This is a genomic window from Streptomyces sp. NPDC046203 (assembly GCF_040646255.1).
Lineage (GTDB): Bacteria > Actinomycetota > Actinomycetes > Streptomycetales > Streptomycetaceae > Streptomyces.
The window spans coordinates 48525-72483 of record NZ_JBEYZX010000035.1 but is presented as its reverse complement, the minus strand read 5'-3'; the positions used below and the strand labels follow the sequence as shown (position 1 = coordinate 72483).

Here is a 23959-nt window from a genome sequence, read left to right as displayed (position 1 = left end):
TGGCCCGCGTTGTAGACCGTGCCGGCCGTGTACGCCGCCGCGGCGCAGCCCGCGGGCGGAGTGGTCGGAGGCGTCGTCGGGGGCGTCGTCGGCGGAGTCGTGGGCGGCGTCGTCGGAGGAGTGGTGGGAGGCGTCGTCGGAGGAGTGGTGGGAGGCGTCGTCGGGGTGGTCGGGGAGGAGCCCACGGCGTCGGTGATCTGATGGAACAGGGTGGCCTTGGCGTCCAGTCCGAGCAGCGAGTACATCATCGCGCCGGCGAGTCCGCGCTGGTGGCCGTAGTCGGCGCGGGCCTGGATGGTGCGCTTGTCCAGGCCGGTGAAGAACTCGCCGTCCTTGTAGAAGTACGCGGACTTGGCCTGGTCGTCCCAGAAGGTGGTGGCCGGGTTGTCGACGATGCCGCCCAGCTCCTTGTAGTACGCGATGCCGGCCGCCTGGCTCAGCGGGCGGGCGCCGGAGCCGCCGGTCGCGGGCTGCGCGAGGCCGTTCGCCGTACCGGCCGGAACGCCCTTCCAGCCTCGGTAGTAGAACTCGTAGCCGAGCGTCAGCTTGTTCGCGGGAAAGCCGCCGGTGATGCCGTAGGCGGGCTTGCCGTCGATCCAGGAGTCGATGGCGTTCTCGATCGAGTACTTCTCGGTGCCCGGCTTCACGGCGTCGGTCGGGTCGCCTGCGCCGGAGTGGAGCGGGGACTGGTGGTACGTCGGCCCGTTGCCGTTCCAGGCGCCGTGCATGTCGTACGTCATGATGTTGGCGTAGTCGAGGTACGCGCCGATCTTGTCCGTCTCGATGTTCTTGATCTTGTCCTGGCCGGCCGGCAGGGCGGCGGTCAGCAGGTACTTCTTGCCGCCGTGCGCGGCGCCGTACGCGTCGAGCTGCTTGCGGAACTCGGCGAGCAGAAGGGTGAAGTTCTGCTTGTCCTCGGCGGCGTAGTGGTTGCCGAGGTGGCCGTCGGGCGAGCCGGGGTACTCCCAGTCGATGTCGATGCCGTCGAAGATGCCGGCGGCGGTGCCGGGGCCGCCGAAGCCGCCGTCGACGGGCAGGTCGCCCTGGATGTACTGCTTGACGCAGGAGGACACGAGCTTCTTGCGGCTCGCGTCGGTCTTGGCCGCGTCGGAGAAGTACTTGGAGTAGCTCCAGCCGCCGAGCGAGATGTTGATCTTCAGGTGCGGGTACTTCGCCTTCAGTTCCTTGAACTGGTTGAAGACGCCCACGATCGGCTGGTTCCAGGTGTCGGCCACGCCGTCGACGCTGTCCGCCGCGGAGAAGGACTTCTGGTAGTCGGCGTACGAGTCGCCCGCGCCGTCGCCGGCGTTCGGGTTGTTGTCGTCGCCGGCCGCCTTGTTGGCCTCGAAACAGGTGAGGTCGGTGGGGTGGATGTTGCCGAACGAGTAGTTGATGACGTCCAGCTTGGCGGCGATGCCGCGCTCGTCGAGGTGCTTGGGGTAGAAGGCGTTCCCGTACACGCTCCACTGGTCGTAGTAGGCGATCTTGACCCCGCCGGTGGACGGCGCGGCGGTGCTCGCGCCGGCGGCGGCCTGGGCGGAGCCGAGCCCGGCGGTGACGGCGAGGGCGCCGGCGACGAGGGTCGAGCCGAGCAGGGCGGCGAGGAGGGGACGGCCGGTGGGACGGCCGGCGGGACGGGAGGCCGATCGGGACACGGGGCTGGGGGCGGAGCGGGGGGTGCGCGGTTCACGGGGGTGCATGGTGCGGCCTCCGGAAGTGGGGGTGGCGGCGGGGAAGTTGGAGCAGTGATATCCGCCGCATGAACAGCGCGTCAATGGTCTGAACCAGATTGAGGACTAGACCAATTCGCACGGAAACCCCCTCGTCAGGGGCGCTGCACGGCACGCGAAACCGCCCGCCACCCTTGGTGACGAGCGGTTTAAGGTTCACGTACCCCTCCCCCGGACCCGCCGGTCCGGCGAGGAACCAACGCGCCGGGATTTCCCTCCGCTTCCCCCGACTCCCCCTGGTTCTCGCTCTCTTCCACGCGCGCTACGCGGTTGCGGGCGCCCCTTCCGGGGCGACCGGCGAGACCACGTCCGGCAGTCCGTACGCGTCGGCGATCAGCTCGTAACTCCGCAGCCGCGCGTCCCCGCCGTGCGCGTTGGCGGTGATCATCAGCTCATCGGCGCCGGTCCGCTTCTGGAGCGCGTCCAGGCCGTCGCGTACCTCGTCGGGCGTGCCGTGCACGACGTTCGCCATCCAGTCGTCCACGAACTCCCGCTCCATGTGGCTGAATTCATACGCCTCGGCCTCTTCCGGCGTCGGGATGAGCCCGGGGCGGCCGGTGCGCAGCCGCAGCATCGACAGGGCACCGGTCCGCACCTGGCGGCGGGCCTCGCGGGCCTCGTCGGCGGCGAGCGCGGCGACGCCGATCAGGGCGTACGGCGCGTCGAGCGCGGCCGAGGGCCGGAAGCTCTGCCGGTACAGCTCAAGGGCGGGCAGCGTGTTGCGCGCCGAGAAGTGGTGGGCGAAGGCGAAGGGCAGACCGAGCAGGCCGGCGAGGCGGGCGCTGAAGCCGGAGGAGCCGAGCAGCCAGATCGGCGGCCGACCCTTCGGGCCCTGCACCGGGCCCGGGACGGCGTGGATCCGGGCGTACGGATGACCGTCCTGGAAGTCGTCGTCCAGGAAACGGGTCAGTTCGGAGAGCTGCTCCGGGAAGTCGTCGGCGCCCTCGCCCAGCCGGTCGGTGCGGCGCAGCGCGGCGGCGGTCGCGCCGTCGGTGCCGGGCGCGCGGCCGAGTCCGAGGTCGATCCGGCCCGGGGCCAGCGCCTCCAGGGTGCCGAACTGTTCGGCGATCACCAGCGGCGCGTGGTTCGGCAGCATGACGCCGCCGGAGCCGAGCCGGATGCGGCGGGTGTGGGCGGCGAGGTGGGCGAGGATCACGGCGGGCGAGGAGGAGGCGACGCCCGGCATGGAGTGGTGTTCGGCCACCCAGTGGCGGTGGTAGCCGCGCCGCTCGGCGAGCCGGCTGAGGGCGACGCTGGTGGCGAGCGCCTGGCTCGCGGTCCGGCCGCTGCCGACGGTGACCAGATCGAGCACCGAGAGCGGTACGGGCGCGGTGCCGAGCGCCTCGCCCCGGATGCCGTTCCCCGACCCGGTCCCGATCCCGTTCCCGATCCCGGCGGGTGTCGGCGCGGGCGTCGCCTCCGCGTCCCGTTCCCCGCCCCGCTCCGTGTTCCGTGTCGTGTCACTCACCGTGTGGCCGGCCTTCCTGCGCTGCGCCGATGTGCTCGCGCGCTGACGTACTGACATCAGGGATACGGACCGCCCGGTGCGCGGGGGCTGGTCCGGCGTGCTCCCAGCGGCAACTGGAGGGGGTCTCCGGTTATTCCCACAGAAAAATCTTCACGTCCGGAACCCGCTCGAACGGCCGTACGGACACCCTCGTTCGCGGCGCTGACCTCCGACTCTCCCCGGGGGCTGTGACCATGGCATATGCCAGAGTGGCGCGGCCCAGACCAGACATCGTGCACACCGCATCAATCTCGCCAACGGCCGCCCCGCTACGCCTCCTTGGCGGCTATCGTGGTACGGAAGCTTGCGGTCACAACCTGGTAGGGGGACACCGTGGCGCTGAAGCCCGAGCCCACCGCGCCGTTCCATTCGGTGCAATACGCACTGCGCGTACTCGAGACCATCTCTCGGCACGGCGGCGGCGTGACGGACGTGCAGATCGCACGGGACACCGGCCTGCCCGTCGCGCACCTGTCGCCCCTGCTGCTGATGCTCCGGCGCGAGGGCTACGTCGAGCAGGTCTCCGACGGCGCCTACGTGGTCGGCGACTCCCTGGTCCTGCTCGGGTCCGGCACCACCCGCCGCGAGGCCCTGGAGCTCAGGCTCCAGGAAGAGCTGACCGAGCTGCGCGACTCGCTCGGCGCCGCCGTCTACATCAGCCGCTACATCGACGGCGAGGTGAAGATCACCCAGTGGGCCGACGGCCCGCGCACCCCCAAGGTCAACGAGTGGGTCGACTTCCGCTCCGCCGCCCACGCCAGCGCCGTCGGCAAGTGCCTGCTGACCCAGCTCGACCTGAACGGACGCCGCGACCACCTGGCCCGGCACCGGATCGCGCGACTGACCTCGCGCACGATCACCAACGAGAAGGTGCTGTTCTCGAAGCTGGACAGCCAGCCGCCGACCGTCCCCGTGCTCGACCTCCAGGAGTACGCGGTGGGCACCGTCTGCGCCGCGGTGCCGCTGACGGCGGGCGCGGCCGTGGGCTGCCTGGCCATCTCGCTGCCGATCGAGGACGCGCACCGGCTCCGCTCGGCGGCCGACACCCTGAACCGGCGGGCCGCGCCGGTGGTGCTCTCGCTGGCGCTCTGAGCAGGGGCGGAGCTGGAACGAGTCCGGGGCGGGGCCCAGAGCGGGGCTCGGATCGGGGCCGGGGCGGGGCCGGACGTGGGCCGGTGCCCGGCCGGGACGAGGGTGGTCACGAGCACCCTCCAGAACCAGGTAGTATTTTCTTTGTCAGCAGGCGCCGCTAGCTCAGTTGGTTAGAGCAGCTGACTCTTAATCAGCGGGTCCGGGGTTCGAGTCCCTGGCGGCGCACCGACCGGAAGGCCCCTTGCGAAAGCAAGGGGCCTTCTGTATTCCCCCGCGTTTCCCCGTACCCCCCGTGCTTCCCCGTAGGGACAGGGGACTACAGGCCGGCGAACGCGCCGGGCTCGTAGGAGCCGCCCGGGGTGTGCACGATCACCCCCATCCGCGTGGCCGCGTTGATCAGGGAGACCAGGCAGACCAGCGCCCCGACCTCGTCGTCGTCGAAGTGCTTCCGTACCTCGGCCCAGGTCTCGTCCGTCACCCCGCGCGCGCCGAGCGACGTGCCTTCCTCCGCGAGCGCGAGCGCGGCCCGCTCGGCCTCGGTGAACACGGTGCTGTGCCGCCAGGTGGCGACCAGGCCGAGCCGGACCGTGCTCTCCCCGGCTGCCGCGGCCTCCTTGTTGTGGACGTCGGCGCAGAAGCCGCAGCCGTTGATCTGGCTGACGCGCAGCTGCACCAGCTCCCGCAGGGTCTTCGGCAGCGTCGACTCCTCCAGGGCCATCGACGCATGGAAGAACCGCTTGGCGACCTTCGCGGCGGTCGGGCTGTCGAACAGACGGAAACGGGGTTCCATGACGTCGTCCTCACTTCTCGCTACTTCTCACTGATGGCATCGCGCCGGTGCGGTCGCGGTGGCTGCTTGCCGCCGCGCCGCGCCGAACACACACAAGATGCCGCCGCCCCGGCCGCTGTGACGTGGCGCCGATGTGGGCCGCGTCACAGGGCGAGGGGGGTGGGGGCGGGAGAAGGAGGGAGAAGAGGGGGGAGGAGAGGTCCCTGGGTCAGAACTGGACGTCCGAGCACGCGTAGAAGGCGTTGCCGGTGTCCGCGATCGTCCACACCCCGAGGATCATGTGGCGGCCGGTCTTGCCCGCCGGGATGACACCGGTGTGGGAGAGGGTCGCGGGCGGCTGCTGGTTGTTGTAGGGGACGACCAGGAAGGGCTGCGGGTCAAGCGCCGCCCTGGTCAGCGGCTGGTTCGGGTTCCAACCGTTCTTGGTGATGTAGTAGCGGAAGTCCGTGGTCGCGTGGCGGGCGGTGAACTGCCAGCGGAAGGTGTAGCTCTGGCCCGCGGTGAGCTGGGTGGCCGGCCAGGCGCCGGACCGCTGGTCGTCGAGCTGGGCGAAGCGGGAGTTCCCGCCGGCGCAGATCGTGCCGTCGGAGGGCCCGCCGGACGGGAAGCCCTTGGGCCCCTCGACCGACTGCGGCTCCCACTGGATGTCGCCGCAGTTCTTCACGGTGCCGTCGGCGCAGAGCTTCTGGCGGCTGATCGGGGCGTCGGTGTAGCCGTGGCCGCTCGCGCCGCCGGTGGAGAGGACGAAGGCGGCGGCGACACCGAGCGCCACGGCCGCGATACCTGACTTCTTTCGCATGCTGTCGCTCCAGGAGGACGTGGGGAGTTCCGGAGGCCGGGCGGGGTGGGGTGGGGTGGGGCAGGTGGGCCGGCCGGGGTGCACGCGTGCGGGGAGATGGGGACGGGGAGGGAAGGCGGAAGGGGTGGGGATACGGACCCTTCAGGTCTAGACCAAGCTCCACGGTAGGGATGGAGACTGGTCATGTCCAGACCAACGACGGTGGTACGGGAGCCATACGACGGCGGTACGGGTCATGTCCCGTACCGCCGTCGTCGTCGCGTCGTCGTCGCGTCGTCGTCAGCGCCGGCAGTACGTCGTCGCCGGAGACGCCACCGGCCGCACCGCTCTCGCCCCGACCCGCGCGCCGCTCAGACACCCTCGCCCGACGCCGTCCGGCCGGTGCAGAACGCCACCGTCAGGTCCTTCACCAGCGCCTTCCGCTCGTAGTCGTCCAGTTCCACCAGACCACGGGAGGTCAGCCGGTGGACCACGTCGTCGACCGCGTCCACGACCGAGGTGAGCACGCTGTCCCGGTGCTCGGCGTCGATCGCCGCGATCCGGCGGCGCCGCATCGCCGCCGCGACCTCGGGGGCGTACTCGATCCGGGTCGGCTGCGCCGAGTACACGTCGATGCCGACCGGCGCGCACTCCGCCGACAGCATCCGGGTCAGCGCCTCGCCGACCGCCTCGGCGTCGCGCAGCGTCGGCGCGTCCTCGTGGAACGCGTCCGCCGGCAGTTGCGACAGGACCCGCGCCATCGCCGCCTCCACCTGCTCGCGCAGATACTCCTCGTGCCGGTCCACCCCGAGCGCGGCGCGCACGGTGTCGCGGACCCGCCAGACCACGAGGACGACGACATCGAGCGCGGTGCCCTTCGCGTCGACGGCGGGCAGCGGTTCGCTGCGCCAGTGCCGCAGCCGTACGTCCACCCGGCGGCGCAGCAGGAGCGGGCTCACCCAGAGCAGACCGGTCCGGCGGACGGTGCCGCGATAGTCGCCGAAGAGGGTGAGCACCAGGGCGTAGCCGACCCGTCCTCGGCCGATCCCGCCCAGGAAGAACAGCGTGACGACGGTGCCGAGCGCGAGCAGGGACCACTGGCCGAGGCCGATGCCGTCGTACGGCCGAGGCGGCAGCCCCAGCATGCGCGCCGCCTCCCGGGGCACGGCGCCCGTCCACCACACGAGCACCGCGCACCCGAACAGCGCCAGCAGCCCGCCGGTCACACCGACCCAGCCGGGCAGCACCGGACCGGGGCGTTCCACCAACTTCGGGTCGGTGGCGGGCACCGGCCGCCCGGCGGACGCGGGGACGGGAGCGGGAGCGGGAGCGGAGCCCGCGCGGGTGGCGGCCACGGGGGTGGGGGTGAGCGTGGGGCGGAGTGCGACCGGGCCGGCGGGGGCCGGGGACGTGGGGAAGCCGGTCTGCCGGGCCTTGATCAGGGAGGGCCTGGACGTCCCCGGTGATGCGGGTGCGGATGCGGGTGTGGATGCGGTGGCGGGGGCTTCGTCGTCGGGGCCGGGCGTCGGCTCGTCCCGGAAGAGCAGGTGCACCGGGATCGTCCCGGTCGTCTCGACCCCGATCACCGCCCTGCGCCGCCCACCACTCCCTCGCGCCGCCACCCCGTCGGAGGAAGGAAGGGAAGGGGCGGGGGCGGAAGGAGCGGGAGCGGAAGGGGCGGACGGGGCGCCGCTCTTGGCGGGCCGCTGGTCAGCGGAGGCCGCGGGGACGGACACCATCGTGAAGTGTGCCCCTGCCATCCACGCGAAGCCGACCCCGACGGGGGTGGGGGTGAGGGTGCGGACAGGCTCGGGGGCGGGCTCGGGGTCGGGGTCCGGGTCGGGTGTGGGGGTTGGGGGTGCGTCCAGGGCCTGCGGCTCTTCGGTCACGGCGGCGGAAGGCTCGGGGGCTGACGGCGGCTGGGGTGCGGGCTCGGCGGGAGGTGTCGCCTGGTCCGGCGCCGAGGTGTCCGCCTCGGCGGCGACCGCCTCGTCCGAGTCCCCCGGGTCACCCAGGTCACCCGTGCCCTCGGCCTCGGCCTCCGTATCGGGGACGGCGTCGACCGCCTTCTCCTCCTCGCCCCGCACGGCCTCCGGCTCGGTGACCTCCGGTTCGACGACCTCCGGCGGCAGCGGCGCCCCACCGGAGGCGCCCGCCCCGGCCGCGCCTCCGGCCCCCGGGCCCGACCCTGACTCCGTCCCCGACCCCGGCCCGTCGCCCGGCGGCGCGGTGCTCGCGCGCAGCCGGCCGTCGGTGAGCCGGCGGGCGGTGCGGGCCGCGTCACGACTGGCGGCCGCACCGGAATCGGCCAGGGCGGCCGGGCCCGGAGGCACGGGGCTCATCGGGGTCGATGCCTTCATTCGGTCGTCACCTCATGTCGTCGGAGTCATCGGAACAGGCGCCGCCAGGTCTCCGGGCCCGGATAACCGTCGGCCGCCGAGCCGCGCCAACCCTGGGCCCGCTGGAAGGACTCGACGTTGCGCCGGTCCGCCTCCGTCCAGCGGGGGCCGGGGCCCGACGTGTAGTGCTTGCCGAAGCCCCGCTTGACCAGCTGCTTGCCCAGCTTCTCCACATATGCGTTGGACTGGCCCGGACGGAAGGAGCCACGCCCGGGGAACGCGGTCGCAGATCCGCTCGACCCGCCGGAACCGCCGGAGCCGGCCGTCCCGCCCGCGCCGCCGATGTCCTTGCCCTGCCCCGTCACCAGGAGCGACCAGGTCCGCGGCCCCGGCAGCCCGTCGGCCGCACCGCCCTTCCAGCCCTGCGCCCGCTGGAACGCCTCGGTCGCCCGCCGGTCCGCCTCGCCCCACCGCGGGCCCGGCCCCTGGTGGTAGAAGCTCTTGCCGCCGCGCGCCACGAGCAGTTTCCCAAGCCGCGTGACGTACGCGTTGTCCGCGCCCGGCCCGAACTTCGCCGCCCCGGGGTACGGCGTGGCCGCGCCGCCCGTACCGCCTCCCGCTCCACCGCCCTGGCCCGAGGGCGCGCCGGTCAGGCCCTTGTAGCGGTAGGCGACGTAGTGCTCCGAGTCCTGCCAGTACGCCATGGGCGTCGTCCGTGTCCGGGTGTACGGCTTGGTCTGCTCGTACGCGGTGTAGGAGGTGCGCGTGGCGTCCGCCCAGCCGCCGAAGACCGTCACGTGCGAGCCGCGCGTCGGGCTGGCCGGGTTGTGGAACAGCAGGATGTCGCCGGGCTGGAGATCGGCGCGCGGGATCCGGTCGGCGAAGCGGGCCAGGCTGCCTGTCCACTCGTTGGAGGGCAGGTTCCAGACCATCGAGACATAGCCGGAGCAGTCCTGGCGGTAGCCGTCGCCCCAGTAGCGGTTCATGTCGTACGGAACCCTGGCCGTCACCCACTTCTCGGCGCGGCGGACGATGTCGGCGCGGGTCGTCGCGCGCAGGGTCGGGGCGGAGCCGTGCGGGGCCGCCGCCGGGAGCACGGCCGGAGCCGACACCGGAGTGGCCGATACCGGACCCCGGCCGGACGCGGCGCCCAGCGGCTCCTGCCCGCCCTGCGGATTCCCGGGCTCCGCCTCGTGGCCGGTGACGCCGATGCCAGTGGTGCCGATGTCGGTGGCGGTGACGCCGGTGCTGGTGGCGGCGGTGAGGGTCCCTGTCGTCTCGGCGGCTGCGCCGCTCGCCCCGCTCACCCCGCTCGCCCCGTCCGGCGTCCGCGCCGCGCCGGCCGGGCCCACACCTCCGGCGCCGAGCACCGCTCCGGTGGCCGTGACCAGGACCAACGCGCGCCGCGCGCCACGGGCGGCCGGGTGGCCCCCGGCCCGTACCGGCACACCGAGCGCGTGGGCCCTCCGCTGCCCGGCACAGCCCGCGCAACCGCAGTCGGCCTCGGGTTCGAACTCTTCGAAAACCGGCACACTCATGTGTTCCCCTCCACAGCCGTCAAGATCTCTTGGCGCTCCGGCACAGGCGCCAGTGTCTCAACTGTCCGAACAAATGGCATTTTGACGTATCGAATCCCCAGTACGACCATCCGACAGGCCGGAGGGGGCGGGAAATGGTCAGGGGCACCCCCGGAAGTCCTGTAGAGTTATCTCTGTCAGCAGGCGCCGCTAGCTCAGTTGGTTAGAGCAGCTGACTCTTAATCAGCGGGTCCGGGGTTCGAGTCCCTGGCGGCGCACGCGAAGACTGAAGCCCTTCACCATCAGGTGAAGGGCTTCAGTCGTGTATCCGGCACTTCTCGGCGTATCCCTCCCGGTGTATCTCTGCGTCTCTTCGCAGGTCAGCGGCCTGGTCCGGCGCCGGAGGCAGCGGACAGATAGGCGGAGACGACGACGTTCGCCGTGTACGCGCCGGACGCGCGGTCGAAGGCTCCGCCGCAGGTGATCAGCCGCAGCTCGGCGCGGCCGGGCAGCCGTCGGCCGTACGCCGCCCGCGGGTCGAACCCGTCCCTCGGCAGGACCTGGACGTCGTCGACGGTGAAGCGGGCGACGCTGCCGTCCGACCTGGTCACGGCCACCTCCGCGCCGGGACGGACCGCGCTCAGCCCGTAGAAGACGGCCGGGCCGGTCTCGGTGTCGACATGGCCGACGAGGAGTGCCGCGCCGGGGGCGCCGGGCGGCGTGCCGTCCTCGTACCAGCCGACGGTCTCCGGTGTCTCGTACGGCGGGGGCTCGATCGCCCCGTCGTCGTCGAGCCCCCGGGGCACGACCGGCGCCGTCACCCCGATCGACGGGATCTCGACACGGCGCGGCTCCAGCGCGGCGAGCGGGGAGTGCGCCGGGGGCAGCGGGATGCCCGGCGGGCGGCCCGCCGCGGCGATGTCGCCGGTGGTCGGCGCCGCGGCGGTGCCGGGCGGCGGGGCACCGTCCTGGCCCCAGATCCAGAGGCTGAGTACGAGGGCCGCCCAGGCCGCCCCGGTCAGCGCCCGCCCGGACGGCACGCGCTCAGTCCGCGCCCTGGCCGGCCCCGCCCCCGGGCTTCTCCCCCGCCGTTCCTCCTCCGAGACCGGCGCCGACACCGACGCCGGCGCCGGACTGGGCTTCGGTACGGCGCCGGGCGCTGCCGCGAAGGGCGACGGCCGCCGCCGCGAGGGCGGCCAGGCCGAAGCCGAGGACGGTGTACGGGGTGCCCAGGCCCTCCTCGCTCGCCGTCTGCGCGACCCCGGGCGCGGCGGGCGCGGCGAACACGGCCGTCCCGCCGCCGCCCGCGTGGACCGGGGCGACCGGGGACGGGTGGGAGGTGGGACGCGGGGCCGGCTCCTCGCTCCGCCGGACCCTGAGGGTCCCGGCGTCGCGGTGGTCGTGGCCGTCGCAGGACACGCTGATCGGGTAGGTGCCCTCGTCGAGGCGCTGCTTCAGGCGGACGCTTCCCGACAGCTCGCCCTCTTTGCCGTCCCCCTTACTCTCCCCTTTGTCGTCCCCTTTGCCGTCTTCTTTACCGCTCCCCTGATCGCCGCCCCGGCCGCCCGCGTGGTCCCACCACTGCCCTTGGCCCCGGTCCTGCCCCCACTCCCGACCCTGATCCCAGCTCCGCCCGTCCTCGCGCCCCTGGCCGTGGTCCTGATCGTGGCCTTGGTCGCGACCTTGGCCGTGGTCCTGGTCGTGGTCCCGGCCGTGACCCTGGCCGTGTCCCTGGTCGTGTTTCGGGGGCGGTCCCTCGCCCCGGCCGGCGAGCCGCGCCTCTCCGGCGAAGGCCGGGGACGCGGCGGTCCCGGCGCGGCCCGCGCAGCCGGTGACCCGCAGCTCGACCCCGGCGCCGGGCGGGGCCGACCCGGGGGTGGCCGTGACCCGGACCCCGTCGTGGGCCTGGGCGACGCCCGCCGCGGGCGTGAGCACCAGCACCATGGCCGCCGTGGCGGCACCCAGCGCGATGGAACCTGAACGCATGGTGACCTCCTGGTACTGGCAGGGTCACCCGAATCGCCCCCTCCCGCATCCCGGGAGGGCCGGTGGGACGAGCCGACGAGCCGACATACGGACAAGCGGACGAGCGAGGCCCCGCCCGATCCCGGGTCCGGGACAGGGCGGGGCCGAACGGGCCCGGGGCCGCTACTGCTTGATCGCGGAGATGTCGAACTCCAGGACGACCTTGTCGCCGACCAGCACGCCCCCGCCCTCCAGGGCCGCGTTCCACGTCACGCCGTACTCCTTGCGGGAGATCGTCACCGACCCCTCCAGGCCGACCCGGAGGTTGCCGTAGGGGTCGACGGCGTTGCCCGTGTACTCGAAGTCGATGCTCACGGGGCGGGTGACGTCCTTGACCGTGAGGTCGCCGGTGACGCGGTAGTCGGTGTCGGACTTCGCCTCGACCGAGGTGGTGCGGAAGGTGATGTCGGGGAAGTTGGGCGCGTCGAGGAAGTCGTTGGTACGCAGATGCTGGTCGCGCTGCTCGACGCCGGTGTCGATGCTCTCGGTCTTGATCACCACCTGGGCGGTGGACTTCGCCGGGTCCGCGCCGTCCAGATGCGCGGTGCCCTCGAACTGGTGGAAGGCGCCGCGGACCTTGGTCACCATGGCGTGGCGGGCGACGAAGCCGATCCGGGTGTGGGCGGGGTCGAGGACGTAGTCCCCGGTGAGTTCGGAGAGGGGCATGGTCATCGGGTCTCCCAGGGCTGCTCTGGATCCCGGCGGCAGTCCGCTTGGATCATTTCGGATCATTACCGGTCACTGTTGATCATTACCGATGATTACCGATCTTTCCGGTTCGCGCCAGACCGCGACCGGCCGTTGAATGGACACGGCCTAGGCTGGGGCCGTCGGTACAGCGTCGTCCCGGCGCCACCGCAAGCCATCCGACAGGAGACCGGCCCCATGGCAGACCGCAAGCCCATCGAATCGTGGCTCACCGACATGGACGGCGTGCTGATGCACGAGGGCATCCCGGTGCCGGGAGCCGACGCGTTCATCGCCAAGCTGCGGGACTCCGGCCGCCCCTTCCTGGTCCTCACGAACAACTCCATCTACACCGCCCGCGATCTGCACGCCCGGCTCAGCCGGATCGGTCTGGACGTGCCCGCCGAGAACATCTGGACGTCGGCGCTCGCCACCGCCAAGTTCCTCGACACCCAGCACCCGGGCGGCTCCGCGTACGTCATCGGCGAGGCCGGCTTGACCACCGCGCTGCACGAGGTGGGGTACATCCTCACCGACACCGAGCCCGACTTCGTGATCCTGGGCGAGACCCGGACGTACTCCTTCGAGGCCATGACGAAGGCGGTACGGCTGATCAACAACGGGGCCCGGTTCATCGCCACGAACCCCGACGAGACCGGCCCCTCCGCCGAGGGCGCGCTGCCCGCGACGGGCGCGGTCGCCGCGCTCATCACCAAGGCGACGGGCAAGGAGCCCTACTTCGTCGGCAAGCCGAACCCGCTGATGATGCGCACCGGTCTCAACGCGATCGGGGCCCACTCCGAGTCCAGCGCGATGATCGGCGACCGGATGGACACCGACATCCTGGCGGGGCTGGAGGCGGGCATGGAGACGTTCCTCGTGCTGACGGGCCTGACGGCGCCGGAGGATATCGGCAAGTTCCCCTACCGGCCGACGCATGTGAAGGACTCGATCGCGGACCTGGTCGAGTACATCTGACCTTCGGCGTACGGCGTCCGGTCGCGACGGGCCGGGCAGGGGCGTCACCGCCCCCGCCCGGCCCGTTTTCCATGACGCGTGACGCCTGATGCGCGATGCGTGACGCGTGACGCGTGACGCGTGACGCGTGATCAGGACGTGGTGACCGCGACCCCGTCGACCACCCAGTACCAGTTGTTCGAGCCGGTGTAGCGGAACCGGAAGGAGACGCTGGACGCGCCCGCGGGTACGGGGACCGTGACCGTCTGCGGCTGGGAGAGCACGTCCGCCGTGTAGCTCTTGACGACGGTCGGGGTGCCGCCGTTGAACGAGGCCAGGATCTGGGCGCTCTGGGCGCCCTCCTGGCGGTAGAGCGTGGTGAAGGACAGGCTGACGCGGGCGGCGCCGGGGACCGCGTACGCCGGGCTGACCAGCGTCGAGTCGTACGTACCCGAGAAGGTCTTGTCCGCCCACTCGTCGGAGTCGGCGACGGCGAACACGCCCCGGGAGCGGACGTTCAGCTCGCGCCACTGATCGCGCTGGGAGCGGGACCAGAACTCGTCGGTGGCGAAGGACCAGCCGCGCCACTCGGTCACCCCGCCCGTGCCCATGGCGTTGTTGACGACGGACCAGCCGCTCGGCGCGGTGTGGGTGAAGCCGAGGACGCCGGCGGGGATGCCGGTCTCGTCGACGCGGCCGGTGAGGACGGGCAGCAGGGTGTCGAACGCGTCCGCGGAACGCTGCTGGACCGGCTTGCCGTCCAGGCCCCAGGCCGGGTCGGGGACGATGCCGAGCTGGTGGAAGACGGTGGCGGCGACGTCGACGAGGCGGGTGTCGGCGGGCCGGGCGCCGGCCTCGATGCCGGGGCCCTGGGCGAGTACGAACGTACGCCGTTCCTCGATGCTGGAGCCGCCGTGCCCGCCCGCGTCGGTGTGGCCGTGGTCGGTGGCGACGACGACCGTCCACTCCTCGGCCGCGCGGGTCGGACGGGCCTCGATGGCGGCGAGGAGGCGGCCGAGGTAGCCGTCCTGGACGTCGATGGCCGCGAGGTAACGGGGGTCGGCGGCACCGTTGTTGTGGCCGATCTCGTCGGTCTCGCCGAAGTAGACGAAGAGGACGTCGGGGTTCTGCTCGCGCAGCACGGCCTCGGTGACCTCGGTGATCGTGAGGTCGTTGACGGCGTAGTCGTTGTTGTAGACCACCTTGGCGTCCGCGCCGGGGGTGACGGTGCCGTACGTGTCGAGCTCGGGCCAGTCGACGGCGGCGAACAGCGAGAGTTCCGGGCGCACTTGGTGCAGCCGGGCCAGGAAGCCGGGGTAGGCGGTGTAGTTGCGGCCGGTGAAGGTGTTGTCCTTCACGCCGTGCTTGTCGGGCCAGACGCCGGTGGAGATCGTCGACCAGCCGGGGCCCGAGGAAGTGGCGGCCATCGGGCTGGAGTAGAGCAGAGAGCGACCGTATGTGCCGTTCGCCATCAGCGACTTGAGGTGGGGAGCCGCGGCGGCGTCGATGCGGTCGTGGCGCAGGCCGTCCATGCCGACGACAAGCACCTTGCGGGTACTGGTGCCGTTCGGGAGGGTCGGGACGGCGGCACCGGAGGCGGTGGTCGCGGCGGGCGCGGCGGGGGTGGCGGGGGTGGCGGCCGAGGCGGTAGGCGCGGTGGCCAGGCCGCCGGCGACGGCGGCCACGGCGGCCGTGGCGCCGACGGCGAGCACGCTGCGGCGGGTCGGGGTCGCGGGGCCGGTGGGGCGGGACGGGCCGGGGGTGGGCATGCGAGAGCCTCCAGAAGGGGGTATGCGGGCATGCCAACGCCCCTGGCGCACCAGGGGCGTTGGGCTGTGGTCCGTACCCGTTATCCTTCCGCGATCCTCCGGCGCGGGAAAGTGTCGCCCGGTGGTCGTCCGGTGAACTCTCCGCTGCCGGTCGCGGACGTCCAGGCGTCGGCGCGCGCGACCGGATTCCCGGCCGGTGCGGGGCCGTTCGGGCGGGAGGGCGTCGAGGAGGTCGTCACCTCGGCGCGCCGGGCACGTCCGACTGGCCGCCGCCCCCGCCCCCGCCCCGTCCCCCGTCCCCGGGTGGGTCCGGGGACGGGGGCCAGCACACGCTCAGCTGCCGGTCGCGGCCTTCCACGCGTCGACGTACGTGGTCAGGTTCTTGTCGATGTCGGCCCAGTCCGGCTGGAAGACGTCGACACCCACCAGCAGCTTCGACAGCTCGATCGCGTTGGCGTCGGTGGGCCGGATGTCCTTGCGGGCGGGGAAGCCGCCGCCGATGGCGCTGACCTGGCGCTGCGCCTCGTCGCTCAGCATGAAGTCGAGGAGCTTCTTGCCGTTCGCGGTGTGCGGGGCGCCCTTCACCAGACCGGCCGCGTACGGCAGGGCGAAGGTCGACGGCGTGCCGCCCTGCTTCGCGGGGAACCAGATCGAGAGGTTCGGCATGGACTTGGCCTGCGCGAAGTTCATCTGGACGTCGCCGTTGGCGACCAGGATCTCGCCCTTGTCGACCTTGGGGGCGAGCTTGGAAGTGGAGGAGGACGGGCCGACGTTGTTGGCCTGGAGCTTCTTCAGGTACTCCATGGCCTGGTCCTTGCCACCGAAGTCGTGCATGGCCTTGATGAGCACGGCGGTGCCGTCGCCCGCGACGCCCGGGGTGGAGTACTGGACCTTGTTCTTGTACTTCCCGTCGAGCAGCTGCTCCCAGGTCGTCGGCGCCGGGTTCAGCTCCTTCTTGTTCTGGATGAAGCCGAAGTAGTTGTTGACGACGGACACCCAGGTGCCGTCGCCCGCCTTGTCGGCGCCGTCCACCCGGTCGGAGTTCGCCGGCTTGTACGCGGCCAGCAGCCCCTTGGAGCCCGCCTGCTGGATGAACGGGGGCAGGGTGACGAGGACATCGGCCTGGGTGTTGCTCTTCTCGCGGGCGGCGCGCTGCACCATCTCGCCGGAGCCGCCCTCGACGTACTTCACCTTGATGCCGGTCTTCTTCTCGAAGTCCTTGAAGACCTGGTCGTACCAGCCGTCGCCCGCCTCGCCCTTGAGGCCGTCGGCGCTGTAGACGGTGACGACCTTCTCGTCGGCCGCGGCGCCCCCGCCGCAGGCGGTGAGGGTGCCGGCGAGGACCAGGCAGCCGGCGGCGGCGACGACCGGCTTGACGTAGGACACGCGGGAACGGCGGGCGGGGAGGGAGGTGGTGCGCATGGGGTTTCTTCTCCAGGGAGAGGGACGTCGGGAGGCTCGGGGCCGGGCGTACGGTGCGGACAACGCGGACTGTGCTGACAGCGCGGACTGTGCCGACAGCGCGGACTGTGCGAACAGCCCCTAGCGGTAGGTGGCCTTGGTGCGGATCCGGGACACGGCGAGCAGGACGAGGAGGGTGGCCGTCATCAGGACCACCGCGAGCGCGGATCCGGTGAACAGCGAACCCCGGTCGGTGGCCGTGAAGATCCGCACGGGCAGCGGCAGCCAGTCCGGCGGGTAGAGCATCATCGTGGCGCTCAACTCGCCCATGGACAGGGCGAAGCAGAGGCCGGCCGCCGCGTTCAGCGACGGCAGCAGAAGCGGCAGCCGCACCCGGAACAGTACGTACGAGGGGCGGGCGCCGAGGCTGGCCGCCGCCTGTTCGTACATCGGGTCGAGACGCAGGATGGCAGCCGAAACCGACTGGTAGGCGAACGCCGTGACAAGAATGGTGTGCGCCAGGATCACGATCCAGCGCGTTCCGTTCAGCAGGAACGGCGGCTGGGAGAAGGCGACCAGGACGGCGAGTCCGACGACGACCGAGGGCACCGCCACCGGCAGGACGAACAGCGCGTCGAGGATCCGGCGGCCCCGGGTGCGCAGCGCGGCGGCCGTGAGGGCGGCCCAGGTGCCGAGGCCGAGCGCGAGGACGCTGGCGGTGAGGGCGGTGACCAGGCTGGTGGTGAGGGCCTGGAGGGACTCGCCCCGCACCGCGGCCGTGTAGTGCTCGGTGGTCGGGCCGGAGGGGAAGGCGCCGGACCAGTTGGTGCTGAACGAGGCGGTGAGGATGACGAGGAGGGGGAGGGCGAACAGCGGGACGAAGAGGACCGCGAACAGGGCCCAGGCGCCCCAGCGTCCGGCGCGGCTATGCACCAGCACGGCGACCGCCTCCCGTCAGGGTTCGGGACAGGGATCGGGGCAGGGACCGCGACCGGGACTCGGACCCGGGCCCCGACCCGGACCCGGACCGGGTGCGGGACCGGTCGCGGGCGGCTCCGGTGCGGGAGACCAGGACGCGGTAGAGGGTGTAGAGACCCACGGAGATCACCACGTTGACGACGGCGACGACACAGGCCGCCGCGTAGTCGGATTCGAGGATGGCCTTGCCGTAGACGAGCATCGGCAGGGTCGTGACGCCCTTGGCACCGGTGAAGAGCACGATGCCGAACTCGTTGAGGCACATGACGAGGACGAGGCTGCCGCCGGCGGCGAGCGCGGGCAGCACCTCGGGCAGGATCACCTGCCGGACGACGCGCGGCGCGCGGGCGCCGAGGGAGGACGCGACCTCCAGCTGCGCGGTGTCGAGCTGCGAGAAGGCGGCGAGCAGGGGCCGGATCACGAACGGGGTGAAGTACGTGATCTCGGCGAGCAGCACCCCCCACGGCGTGGACAGGAACGCGAACGGTCCGCTGGCGGCGCCGGTGACGTCCGTCCACAGTCCGTTGGCCATGCCCGCCGAGCCGTAGAGGAACAGCAGCGCGAGCGTGATCAGGAAGGACGGGAAGGAGAGGAAGACGTCGATGAACTTCGACACCGCCCGGGCCCCGGGGAACGGGACGAACGCGATCACCAGGGCGAGGACGAAGCCGAGGACGAGACAGCCGGCGGTGGCGGCGACGGCGAGCCACACGGTGGTACCGAGCGCGTCGCGGAACGAGGCGGAGGCGAAGACCTGGGCGTACGCGCCGGGGGCGAGGGACTCGCGGACGACGAGCGCGAGCGGGTAGAGGAAGACGAGCCCGAGGGCGAGGACGGGCGGCAGGGCCCAGACCCAGGCGGGTACGGTGCGCCGCGCCGGGGCGGCCTCGATGTCCGGGCCGGCGGAGGTGGTCGGGGTGTCCGGGGTGGTCGGGGTGGTCGGGGTGTCCCGTACGGGATCCGCCCCTTCCCCTACGGGCTTCGCCCCGTCCCGTACGGGATCCCGCCGCTCCCTCGCGGGTGCGGTGACGGTCGCGGGTGCGGTGACGGTCGCGGGCACGGGAGCCGGGGAGGGGTCCGGGTCCCGTGGGGACGCCGCTACGGCTTCGGGCACGGCAGGCTCCTTGGTGAGCGCGGGGACCCGGCTAGCCATCGTTCACTCCCGCCGCCAGGAGGACGGCGTCCTCGCGGGCGAAGTGCAGCGTCACCTCGTCCCCGACGGCCGGGGTCTCGCGCAGTTCGCGTACGTCCGCCTTCACCCGGTGGCCGGCGGTACCGACCGCCACGTCCAGGCGGTGGGTGGCGCCGCGCCACTGGACCTCGGCGATCCTGCCGGTGAGCGCGTTGGGGCCGGGGCCGAGACCGACGAGGTGGGGGCGTACGCACAGGGTGGCGGCGGCGCCGGGGGCGATGCCGTCCACCGGGACGTCGAGCGCGATGTCGTCGAGCAGGACGCCGTCCGCGCCGCCCGATCCGTCCGAACGGACCGTCACGGGAAGGAGGTTGGCGTTGCCGACGAAGGAGGCGGTGAACTCGCTGCGCGGGTTGCGATACAGCTCGCGCGGTGTGCCGCAGTCCTGAAGCCGGGCCCGGTCCATGACGGCGATCCGGTCGGCGAGCGTCAGCGCCTCGACCTGGTCGTGGGTCACGTACAGCATCGAGACATGCGGCAACTCTCGGTGCAGCCGGGCGAGTTCGGTGAGCATGCCGGAGCGGAGCCGGGCGTCCAGCGCGGACAGCGGCTCGTCGAGCAGCAGCACGTCCGGGCGGATGGCGAGGGCGCGGGCGATGGCCACGCGCTGCTGCTGCCCGCCGGACAGTTCGCGCGGGTAGCGCTGCGCGTAGGCCGCCATGCCGGTCATCTCCAGGGCTTCGGCGACCCGTTCGGGGATCCGCGCCTTGGGGAGCTTCTGCGCCTTCAGACCGAAGGCGACGTTGTCGGCGACCCGCATGTGCGGGAAGAGGGCGTACTGCTGCACGACCATGCCGATGCCGCGCCGGTACGGCGGGAGGTCGGTGACGTCCCGGCCGCCGATGTGGATCCGCCCGGCGGCCGGCCGGACGAAGCCGGCGACGGCGCGCAGAGCGGTGGTCTTGCCCGAGCCGGAGGGGCCGAGCAGGGCCATGACCTCGCCGGGTTCGACGGTCAGGTCGAGGTGGTCGAGGACGGTGTTGCCGTGGTACGCGACCGACACGCCGTCGAACCGGATGCCCGAGGCGGCGCCCTGCGCGACACCCGGGGCGGCGCCCGCGCCGGGCGCCGCGGACACCGCGGGCGCGCCGGCCGGGGCCGCGGGGGCGGGGGCGGTCATCCCTCGTACTCCGCGAGGAGCGCGGGCAGTTCGGCGACCGAGGGCAGGACGCGGGTGGCACCGTGGTCGGTGAGGGCGTCCTCGCCGTGGGCGCCGGTGAGCACGCCCGCGACGATCCCGGCACCGGCCCGGACGCCGCTGAGCATGTCGTACGAGGTGTCGCCCGCGACCACGATCCGCCGGACGTCGTCGACGGCTCCGGTGTGCAGGAACGCGGCGAGGACCATGTCCGGGTAGGGCCGGCCCCGGCCGCCCGCGTCGCCGGGGCACAGGGTGAGCGCGACGAGGTCGCGCCAGCCGAGGGCGTCGAGGATGGCGTCCTGGGTGACCCGGGCGAAGCCGGTGGTGAGGACGACGGTCCGGCCCTGCCCGGTGAGCGTGCCGATGGCCTCGGCGGCACCGGGGAGAGCGGCGATCCGGCCGGCCGAGACCAGCTCGCCGTACGCGCTCTCGAAGGCCTGATTGGCCTGCTGGGCACGGTTCTCGTCGCCGCCGAAGAGATGACGGAAGACGGAGATCTTGGACTCGCCCATGGTCGCGCGGACGTAGTCGATCATCGTCGACGGGTCCTCGCCGAGGCGCTCGGCGGCGGTGGCGAATGCCTGCTCGACGAGACCGCCGTCGGCGACGGTGGTGCCGGCCATGTCGAGGACGACGAGGTCGTGGCGCTGCCCGCGGTTCGTGACCGGGGAGGCCAGGGAGACGGCGGCGTTCGAGGAGTTCGAGGAGTTCGTGAAGCTCATGAGGATTACCAGCCCAGTTCGTTGGCAGTGGTCTCGGCGATGGCGGGCGAGCAGGTCATGCCGCGCCCGCCGGGCCCGGTCACCAGCCAGACGCCGTCGCGCACCTGCTGGCGGTGGACGACCCGGCTGGTGTCGACGCACTGCGCGTACACGCCGGCCCAGCGACGGCGGATCCTCGGCAGCGGGCGGCCGAGGAAGGACTCGACCACGCGCGTGAGGTGCTCGTAGGGCTCCTCGACGGTGTCGAAGGCGAAGGGGTGCTCGTACTCGTGGGTGTCGCCGATGGTCAGCCCGCCGTCGAGGCGCTGCACCATGAGCAGCTGCATCTTGTGGGCGGCGGCCGTTGGGTCCTGCGCCTGGGAGGCGTTGAGTTCGTCGAGCGCCGGGGAGGCGTACGCCGGGTAGTAGCGGAAGGAGTCCGCGTCGGCGACGGAGGTGGTGAGGGCCTCGCCGAGCGGGTCGGTCTGCATCATCTGGAGCCGGACGCGGCGGACCGGGATGTCGCCCGCGACCTCGCGGACCAGACCGGAGAGCCAGGCGCCGGTGCACAGCACGACGGCGTCGCCGCTGTGGAGGTCGCCGTGGTCGTCGCGGACCGCGTTCTCGCCGACGACCTCGCGGACCTCGCGGTTCGGCAGGAAGGTGTAGCGGCCGGAGGCCAGCAGGGCCTCACGGAGGGCGAGTTGGGCGGTGCGCGGCTCGACTGCGGCGTCCCGCTCGCACCACAGGGCGGCGTCGAAGGTGCCGCGCAGAGCGGGGTTGATCGCGCGGGCCTCGTCGGCGGTGAGCAGCTTGTAGCCGCGGGCGGCGGCGTCGTCGCGGGCCACGGCGGCCTCGGCGACGGCGCGTTCGAGGTCGCCGCGGATCGGGGTGAGCGAACCGATCGCCCGGAAGCCGAGCTTGGGGACGCGGGCACCGATGCCCTCCCACAACTCGCGGGCGCGCAGGGCGGTGTCGAGCTCCTCGCCGCCCGCGCGGCCGCTGACCCAGATCTGTCCGAAGTTGCGCAGCGAGGCGCCGCGCGCCTCCGCCTCACGCTCGATGTGTACGACCTCGTGGCCGCGTTCCACTGCCTGCCAGGCGTGCATGGCACCCACCACGCCTGCTCCAACGACGATGACCTTCATGACGCCTACGGTCGTGTCGACGGGTTGCCCGAACCGGTCCGGTGGGCGACGGGATGGTGAACGGCCCGACAAACCTGGCCTAGACCCGTTACCTTTCCGTGATCGAGTGTGGGTGGGCAGAAGCGTGCGGGTCGGGCGATATCGGCCGGGGCGCCGGGCCGATCGGGGTCACTCCGACGGGTTCGCCTGGCGGCCCAGGTGGGTGGTGAAGCTGAACCGGTCCCCCCGGTAGAGGGTGCGCACCCGCTCCAGCGGCCGGCCGCCGGTGTCCCGCGAGACGCGATGGATCAGCAGCATGGGCAGCGCGGGCGGGGTGCCGACGAGCAGCGCCTCGCGCGGGGTGGCGAGCACGGTCTCGATCCGCTCGTCGGCCCCGCCGAACGCCACCCCGAGCCGGTCGCGCAGATAGGAGTAGAAGGAGGAGTCCGGGTCGAACTCGCTTCCCAGACCCGGGACTCGGGCCTCGGAGACATAGGTGCTCTCCAGTCCGACCCGCTCGTCGTCGGCGAGCAGTACCCGCTCCATGTGCCACACCGGGTCGCCGGGCACCACGCCGACCTCGGGCGCGAGAGCGCGCGGGCAGGGAAAGCGGTCGAGGGAGATGAGCGTACGGCCGGGTCGGCGGCCCTGCCGGCGCACGCCCTCGGTGTAACTGGCGAGCGACAGCGGCTGTTCCAGCTTGGGCCCGGCGACCACGGTCCCCCGGCCCTGCCTCCGCAGCCGCCCTTCCAGGAGCAGTTCGCGCAGCGCCTGCCGGACGGTCTCCCGGGACACCTCGTGGCGCACGGCGAGATCCCGCTCGGTGGGCAGCAGCCCGCCCTCGCCCAACTCGTCGATGAGCGCGGCGACTTTCGCCTTGACCGCGTAGTACTTCGGGATCCGGCCGTGCTCGGGGATGCCGGATCTGACGGGCGCGCCGGGCTCTGGCCGCAGGGCCGGGGCGGTGCTCTGGTTCTCCACGCGGTGATCGTCGCAGACGCGGGTGAACGGGAGGGTGTACGGAGCGTGACCTACGCGTGCCGGGCGGGCCGGTCCGAGCCGGGGTCGCGGCCTGGGGTCCCGTGGCGGGAGTGGTCGCGGGAGCCGCTTTCGAACCGTCGGCGGGTCAGGGTCAGGAGCGCGGCGCCCGCGGCGAGCAGGGCGGCACAGACGGGGGCGAGGCGGCTGGCGGACTCCGGTCCCGTACGGGCGAGTTCAGGGTCGTCGGGGTCGGCGGATCCATCGGGGTCATCGGGGTTTCCGGCACCCGGGCCGAGGGCGGAGTCGGGGTCCGTCTCGGGGTCGGTCTCCGGGGTGGGCGGCGGTTTCGGGGCGGCGGGCGCGGTGGGGGCGGTCTTCGGGACGGCGGGCACGGCACTGGTGCGGGGGTCGGGGGAGGCGTCCTGTTCGGCGGGGTGGGTGGCGGCCGGGGCGGCGGGCTGGGCGGCCGGGTCCGGGCGGGCGGTGACCGGTTCGGTGTCCGGGGCGATCCCGGCGTCCGGGTCGCCGGAGCCGATCGTCAGCCGGTAGCCGCCGGTCTCGCCGACCCAGTCGCCGTCGTCGCCCCGCTTGCGCACGACGGCGGCGCTGACCACCACCTCCTCGGAGGCGGCGCCGGCGCTGAACGCGAGCCGCACGGGGACGGTGAGCGTCGCGCCCGGGGGCAGCGTGAACCCGGTGAACGCCCGCCCCTCGCCGGGCGTGGCCGGGACCTCGCCGAACACCCCGACGCTCTCGTCCTGGTCGGTGCCCTCGAAGGCGATCCGCCGCCACGCCCGGGCCTCCACGTCGTGGAACTCGGCCCGGATCTGGGCCGGCCGCAGGGCCCGGTCGCGGTCGGCCAGGACGAGGACCGGGTAGAGGTCCCGGCAGGGCGCGGTGGTGGTGTTGGTGAGTTCCAGGTCCCAGGTCCGGAAGCCGCCGCCGGGCGGATAGTCGACGGGCCCGCCCCGGATGATCGCCTCGATGGGAAAGTCGCGGGCGTTCGCCGCTCCGCAGCCGGCCGTGACGGCGGGCGCGGACGCCGCCGGGGCCGGAACCGGGGCGGGGACGGGTGGCGCCGAGACGGCGGGGGCCGCGGACAGCGCCGGAACGGCGGGGACGGCTGCGGTCAGGGCGGCGAGGGCGAGGGCGTTGCGCAATCGCATGGGACGGGTCCCTTTGTGCGGCTGGGTGGTGCGGCTTGGACGTGCGGCTTGGTGGTGCGGCTGGTGTGGCGCCGGGACGCG

20 protein-coding genes and 2 tRNA genes are annotated in these 23959 nt (G+C 72.8%); 4 read left to right on the top strand and 18 right to left on the bottom strand.

What is annotated here, in order from left to right; all coding sequences use genetic code 11:
• Positions 1-1655: glycoside hydrolase family 18 protein (locus ABZ990_RS23000; protein ID WP_361234544.1), on the bottom strand; the 1655-nt coding region annotated here is incomplete at its 3' end.
• 337 nt (positions 1656-1992) lie between these two features.
• On the bottom strand, positions 1993-3120 hold the full coding sequence (locus ABZ990_RS22995; protein WP_361234561.1) for an LLM class flavin-dependent oxidoreductase: 1128 nt from the start codon (positions 3118-3120) through the stop codon (positions 1993-1995).
• Between the two features lie 450 nt (positions 3121-3570).
• Here ABZ990_RS22995 and ABZ990_RS22990 point away from each other — a divergent pair, with 450 nt between their 5' ends.
• Positions 3571-4329 carry an IclR family transcriptional regulator C-terminal domain-containing protein gene (locus tag ABZ990_RS22990; protein ID WP_361234541.1) on the top strand — a complete coding sequence of 253 codons (759 nt, stop codon included), beginning with the start codon at positions 3571-3573 and terminating at the stop codon, positions 4327-4329.
• A 151-nt stretch (positions 4330-4480) separates the two neighbouring features.
• A tRNA-Lys gene (locus ABZ990_RS22985) sits at positions 4481-4554 on the top strand.
• Positions 4555-4645: 91 nt separating this feature from the next.
• Here ABZ990_RS22985 and ABZ990_RS22980 read toward each other — a convergent pair.
• The 4 genes from ABZ990_RS22980 to ABZ990_RS22965 form a co-directional block, all read right to left on the bottom strand.
• Entirely contained in the window at positions 4646-5119 is a 474-nt protein-coding gene (locus ABZ990_RS22980) for a carboxymuconolactone decarboxylase family protein (protein ID WP_361234538.1), read from the bottom strand.
• Positions 5120-5327: 208 nt separating this feature from the next.
• Positions 5328-5918 carry a lytic polysaccharide monooxygenase gene (locus ABZ990_RS22975; protein ID WP_361234535.1) on the bottom strand — a complete coding sequence of 197 codons (591 nt, stop codon included), beginning with the start codon at positions 5916-5918 and terminating at the stop codon, positions 5328-5330.
• Positions 5919-6268: 350 nt separating this feature from the next.
• Positions 6269-8257, bottom strand: coding sequence for an SPFH domain-containing protein (locus ABZ990_RS22970; protein WP_361234531.1), 1989 nt, complete (start codon positions 8255-8257; stop codon positions 6269-6271).
• A 26-nt stretch (positions 8258-8283) separates the two neighbouring features.
• On the bottom strand, positions 8284-9774 hold the full coding sequence (locus ABZ990_RS22965) for a peptidoglycan-binding protein (RefSeq protein ID WP_361234528.1): 1491 nt from the start codon (positions 9772-9774) through the stop codon (positions 8284-8286).
• Positions 9775-9957: 183 nt separating this feature from the next.
• On the opposite strand from ABZ990_RS22965, the gene ABZ990_RS22960 reads away from it, so the two are divergent.
• Positions 9958-10031, top strand: a tRNA-Lys gene (locus tag ABZ990_RS22960).
• Between the two features lie 102 nt (positions 10032-10133).
• Here the strand turns inward: ABZ990_RS22960 and ABZ990_RS22955 are convergent.
• From ABZ990_RS22955 to ABZ990_RS22945, 3 genes are all read right to left on the bottom strand, one after another.
• Entirely contained in the window at positions 10134-10793 is a 660-nt protein-coding gene (locus ABZ990_RS22955) for a class F sortase (protein ID WP_361234525.1), read from the bottom strand.
• Between the two features lie 4 nt (positions 10794-10797).
• On the bottom strand, positions 10798-11739 hold the full coding sequence (locus ABZ990_RS22950; RefSeq protein ID WP_361234523.1) for a hypothetical protein: 942 nt from the start codon (positions 11737-11739) through the stop codon (positions 10798-10800).
• Between the two features lie 162 nt (positions 11740-11901).
• Positions 11902-12450 carry a YceI family protein gene (locus ABZ990_RS22945; protein WP_361234520.1) on the bottom strand — a complete coding sequence of 183 codons (549 nt, stop codon included), beginning with the start codon at positions 12448-12450 and terminating at the stop codon, positions 11902-11904.
• A 213-nt stretch (positions 12451-12663) separates the two neighbouring features.
• Between ABZ990_RS22945 and ABZ990_RS22940 the strand changes: the two genes are divergently transcribed.
• A complete protein-coding gene (locus ABZ990_RS22940; protein WP_361234518.1) occupies positions 12664-13443 on the top strand; it encodes an HAD-IIA family hydrolase in 780 nt (259 codons plus the stop codon).
• Positions 13444-13574: 131 nt separating this feature from the next.
• On the opposite strand, the gene ABZ990_RS22935 is transcribed toward ABZ990_RS22940, so the two are convergent.
• The 9 genes from ABZ990_RS22935 to ABZ990_RS22895 form a co-directional block, all read right to left on the bottom strand.
• The gene (locus tag ABZ990_RS22935) at positions 13575-15191 is read right to left on the bottom strand and encodes an alkaline phosphatase family protein (protein WP_361234515.1); all 1617 of its coding nucleotides are present in this window, start codon (positions 15189-15191) and stop codon (positions 13575-13577) included.
• A 333-nt stretch (positions 15192-15524) separates the two neighbouring features.
• Positions 15525-16613, bottom strand: coding sequence for a 2-aminoethylphosphonate ABC transporter substrate-binding protein (locus ABZ990_RS22930; protein ID WP_361234512.1), 1089 nt, complete (start codon positions 16611-16613; stop codon positions 15525-15527).
• A gap of 120 nt (positions 16614-16733) precedes the next feature.
• Entirely contained in the window at positions 16734-17531 is a 798-nt protein-coding gene (locus ABZ990_RS22925) for an ABC transporter permease subunit (protein WP_361234509.1), read from the bottom strand.
• On the bottom strand, positions 17518-18684 hold the full coding sequence (locus ABZ990_RS22920; protein ID WP_361234507.1) for a 2-aminoethylphosphonate ABC transporter permease subunit: 1167 nt from the start codon (positions 18682-18684) through the stop codon (positions 17518-17520). Before ABZ990_RS22920 ends, ABZ990_RS22925 begins: the two co-directional genes overlap by 14 nt.
• A gap of 31 nt (positions 18685-18715) precedes the next feature.
• A complete protein-coding gene (locus ABZ990_RS22915) occupies positions 18716-19882 on the bottom strand; it encodes an ABC transporter ATP-binding protein (protein WP_361234504.1) in 1167 nt (388 codons plus the stop codon).
• Complete coding sequence (locus ABZ990_RS22910) at positions 19879-20625, bottom strand: phosphonatase-like hydrolase (RefSeq protein WP_361234501.1); 747 nt, start codon at positions 20623-20625, stop codon at positions 19879-19881. Before ABZ990_RS22910 ends, ABZ990_RS22915 begins: the two co-directional genes overlap by 4 nt.
• A 5-nt stretch (positions 20626-20630) precedes the next feature.
• Entirely contained in the window at positions 20631-21752 is a 1122-nt protein-coding gene (locus tag ABZ990_RS22905) for a TIGR03364 family FAD-dependent oxidoreductase (protein WP_361234498.1), read from the bottom strand.
• Positions 21753-21920: 168 nt separating this feature from the next.
• Entirely contained in the window at positions 21921-22712 is a 792-nt protein-coding gene (locus ABZ990_RS22900; protein WP_361234495.1) for a GntR family transcriptional regulator, read from the bottom strand.
• A gap of 50 nt (positions 22713-22762) precedes the next feature.
• A complete protein-coding gene (locus tag ABZ990_RS22895) occupies positions 22763-23878 on the bottom strand; it encodes a hypothetical protein (RefSeq protein ID WP_361234493.1) in 1116 nt (371 codons plus the stop codon).
• Positions 23879-23959 lie beyond the last annotated feature (81 nt).

What these genes read in the sequence shown, in the direction of transcription:
- ABZ990_RS22935 (WP_361234515.1), bottom strand. Translation starts at nt 15,191, where the DNA reads ATGCCCACCCCCGGCCCGTCCCGCCCCACCGGCCCCGCGACCCCGACC.
- ABZ990_RS22980 (WP_361234538.1), bottom strand. Translation starts at nt 5,119, where the DNA reads ATGGAACCCCGTTTCCGTCTGTTCGACAGCCCGACCGCCGCGAAGGTC.
- ABZ990_RS22915 (WP_361234504.1), bottom strand. Translation starts at nt 19,882, where the DNA reads ATGACCGCCCCCGCCCCCGCGGCCCCGGCCGGCGCGCCCGCGGTGTCC.
- ABZ990_RS22975 (WP_361234535.1), bottom strand. Translation starts at nt 5,918, where the DNA reads ATGCGAAAGAAGTCAGGTATCGCGGCCGTGGCGCTCGGTGTCGCCGCC.
- ABZ990_RS22970 (WP_361234531.1), bottom strand. Translation starts at nt 8,257, where the DNA reads ATGAAGGCATCGACCCCGATGAGCCCCGTGCCTCCGGGCCCGGCCGCC.
- ABZ990_RS22965 (WP_361234528.1), bottom strand. Translation starts at nt 9,774, where the DNA reads ATGAGTGTGCCGGTTTTCGAAGAGTTCGAACCCGAGGCCGACTGCGGT.
- ABZ990_RS22945 (WP_361234520.1), bottom strand. Translation starts at nt 12,450, where the DNA reads ATGACCATGCCCCTCTCCGAACTCACCGGGGACTACGTCCTCGACCCC.
- ABZ990_RS22930 (WP_361234512.1), bottom strand. Translation starts at nt 16,613, where the DNA reads ATGCGCACCACCTCCCTCCCCGCCCGCCGTTCCCGCGTGTCCTACGTC.
- ABZ990_RS22910 (WP_361234501.1), bottom strand. Translation starts at nt 20,625, where the DNA reads ATGAGCTTCACGAACTCCTCGAACTCCTCGAACGCCGCCGTCTCCCTG.
- ABZ990_RS22950 (WP_361234523.1), bottom strand. Translation starts at nt 11,739, where the DNA reads ATGCGTTCAGGTTCCATCGCGCTGGGTGCCGCCACGGCGGCCATGGTG.
- ABZ990_RS22940 (WP_361234518.1), top strand. Translation starts at nt 12,664, where the DNA reads ATGGCAGACCGCAAGCCCATCGAATCGTGGCTCACCGACATGGACGGC.
- ABZ990_RS22905 (WP_361234498.1), bottom strand. Translation starts at nt 21,752, where the DNA reads ATGAAGGTCATCGTCGTTGGAGCAGGCGTGGTGGGTGCCATGCACGCC.
- ABZ990_RS22895 (WP_361234493.1), bottom strand. Translation starts at nt 23,878, where the DNA reads ATGCGATTGCGCAACGCCCTCGCCCTCGCCGCCCTGACCGCAGCCGTC.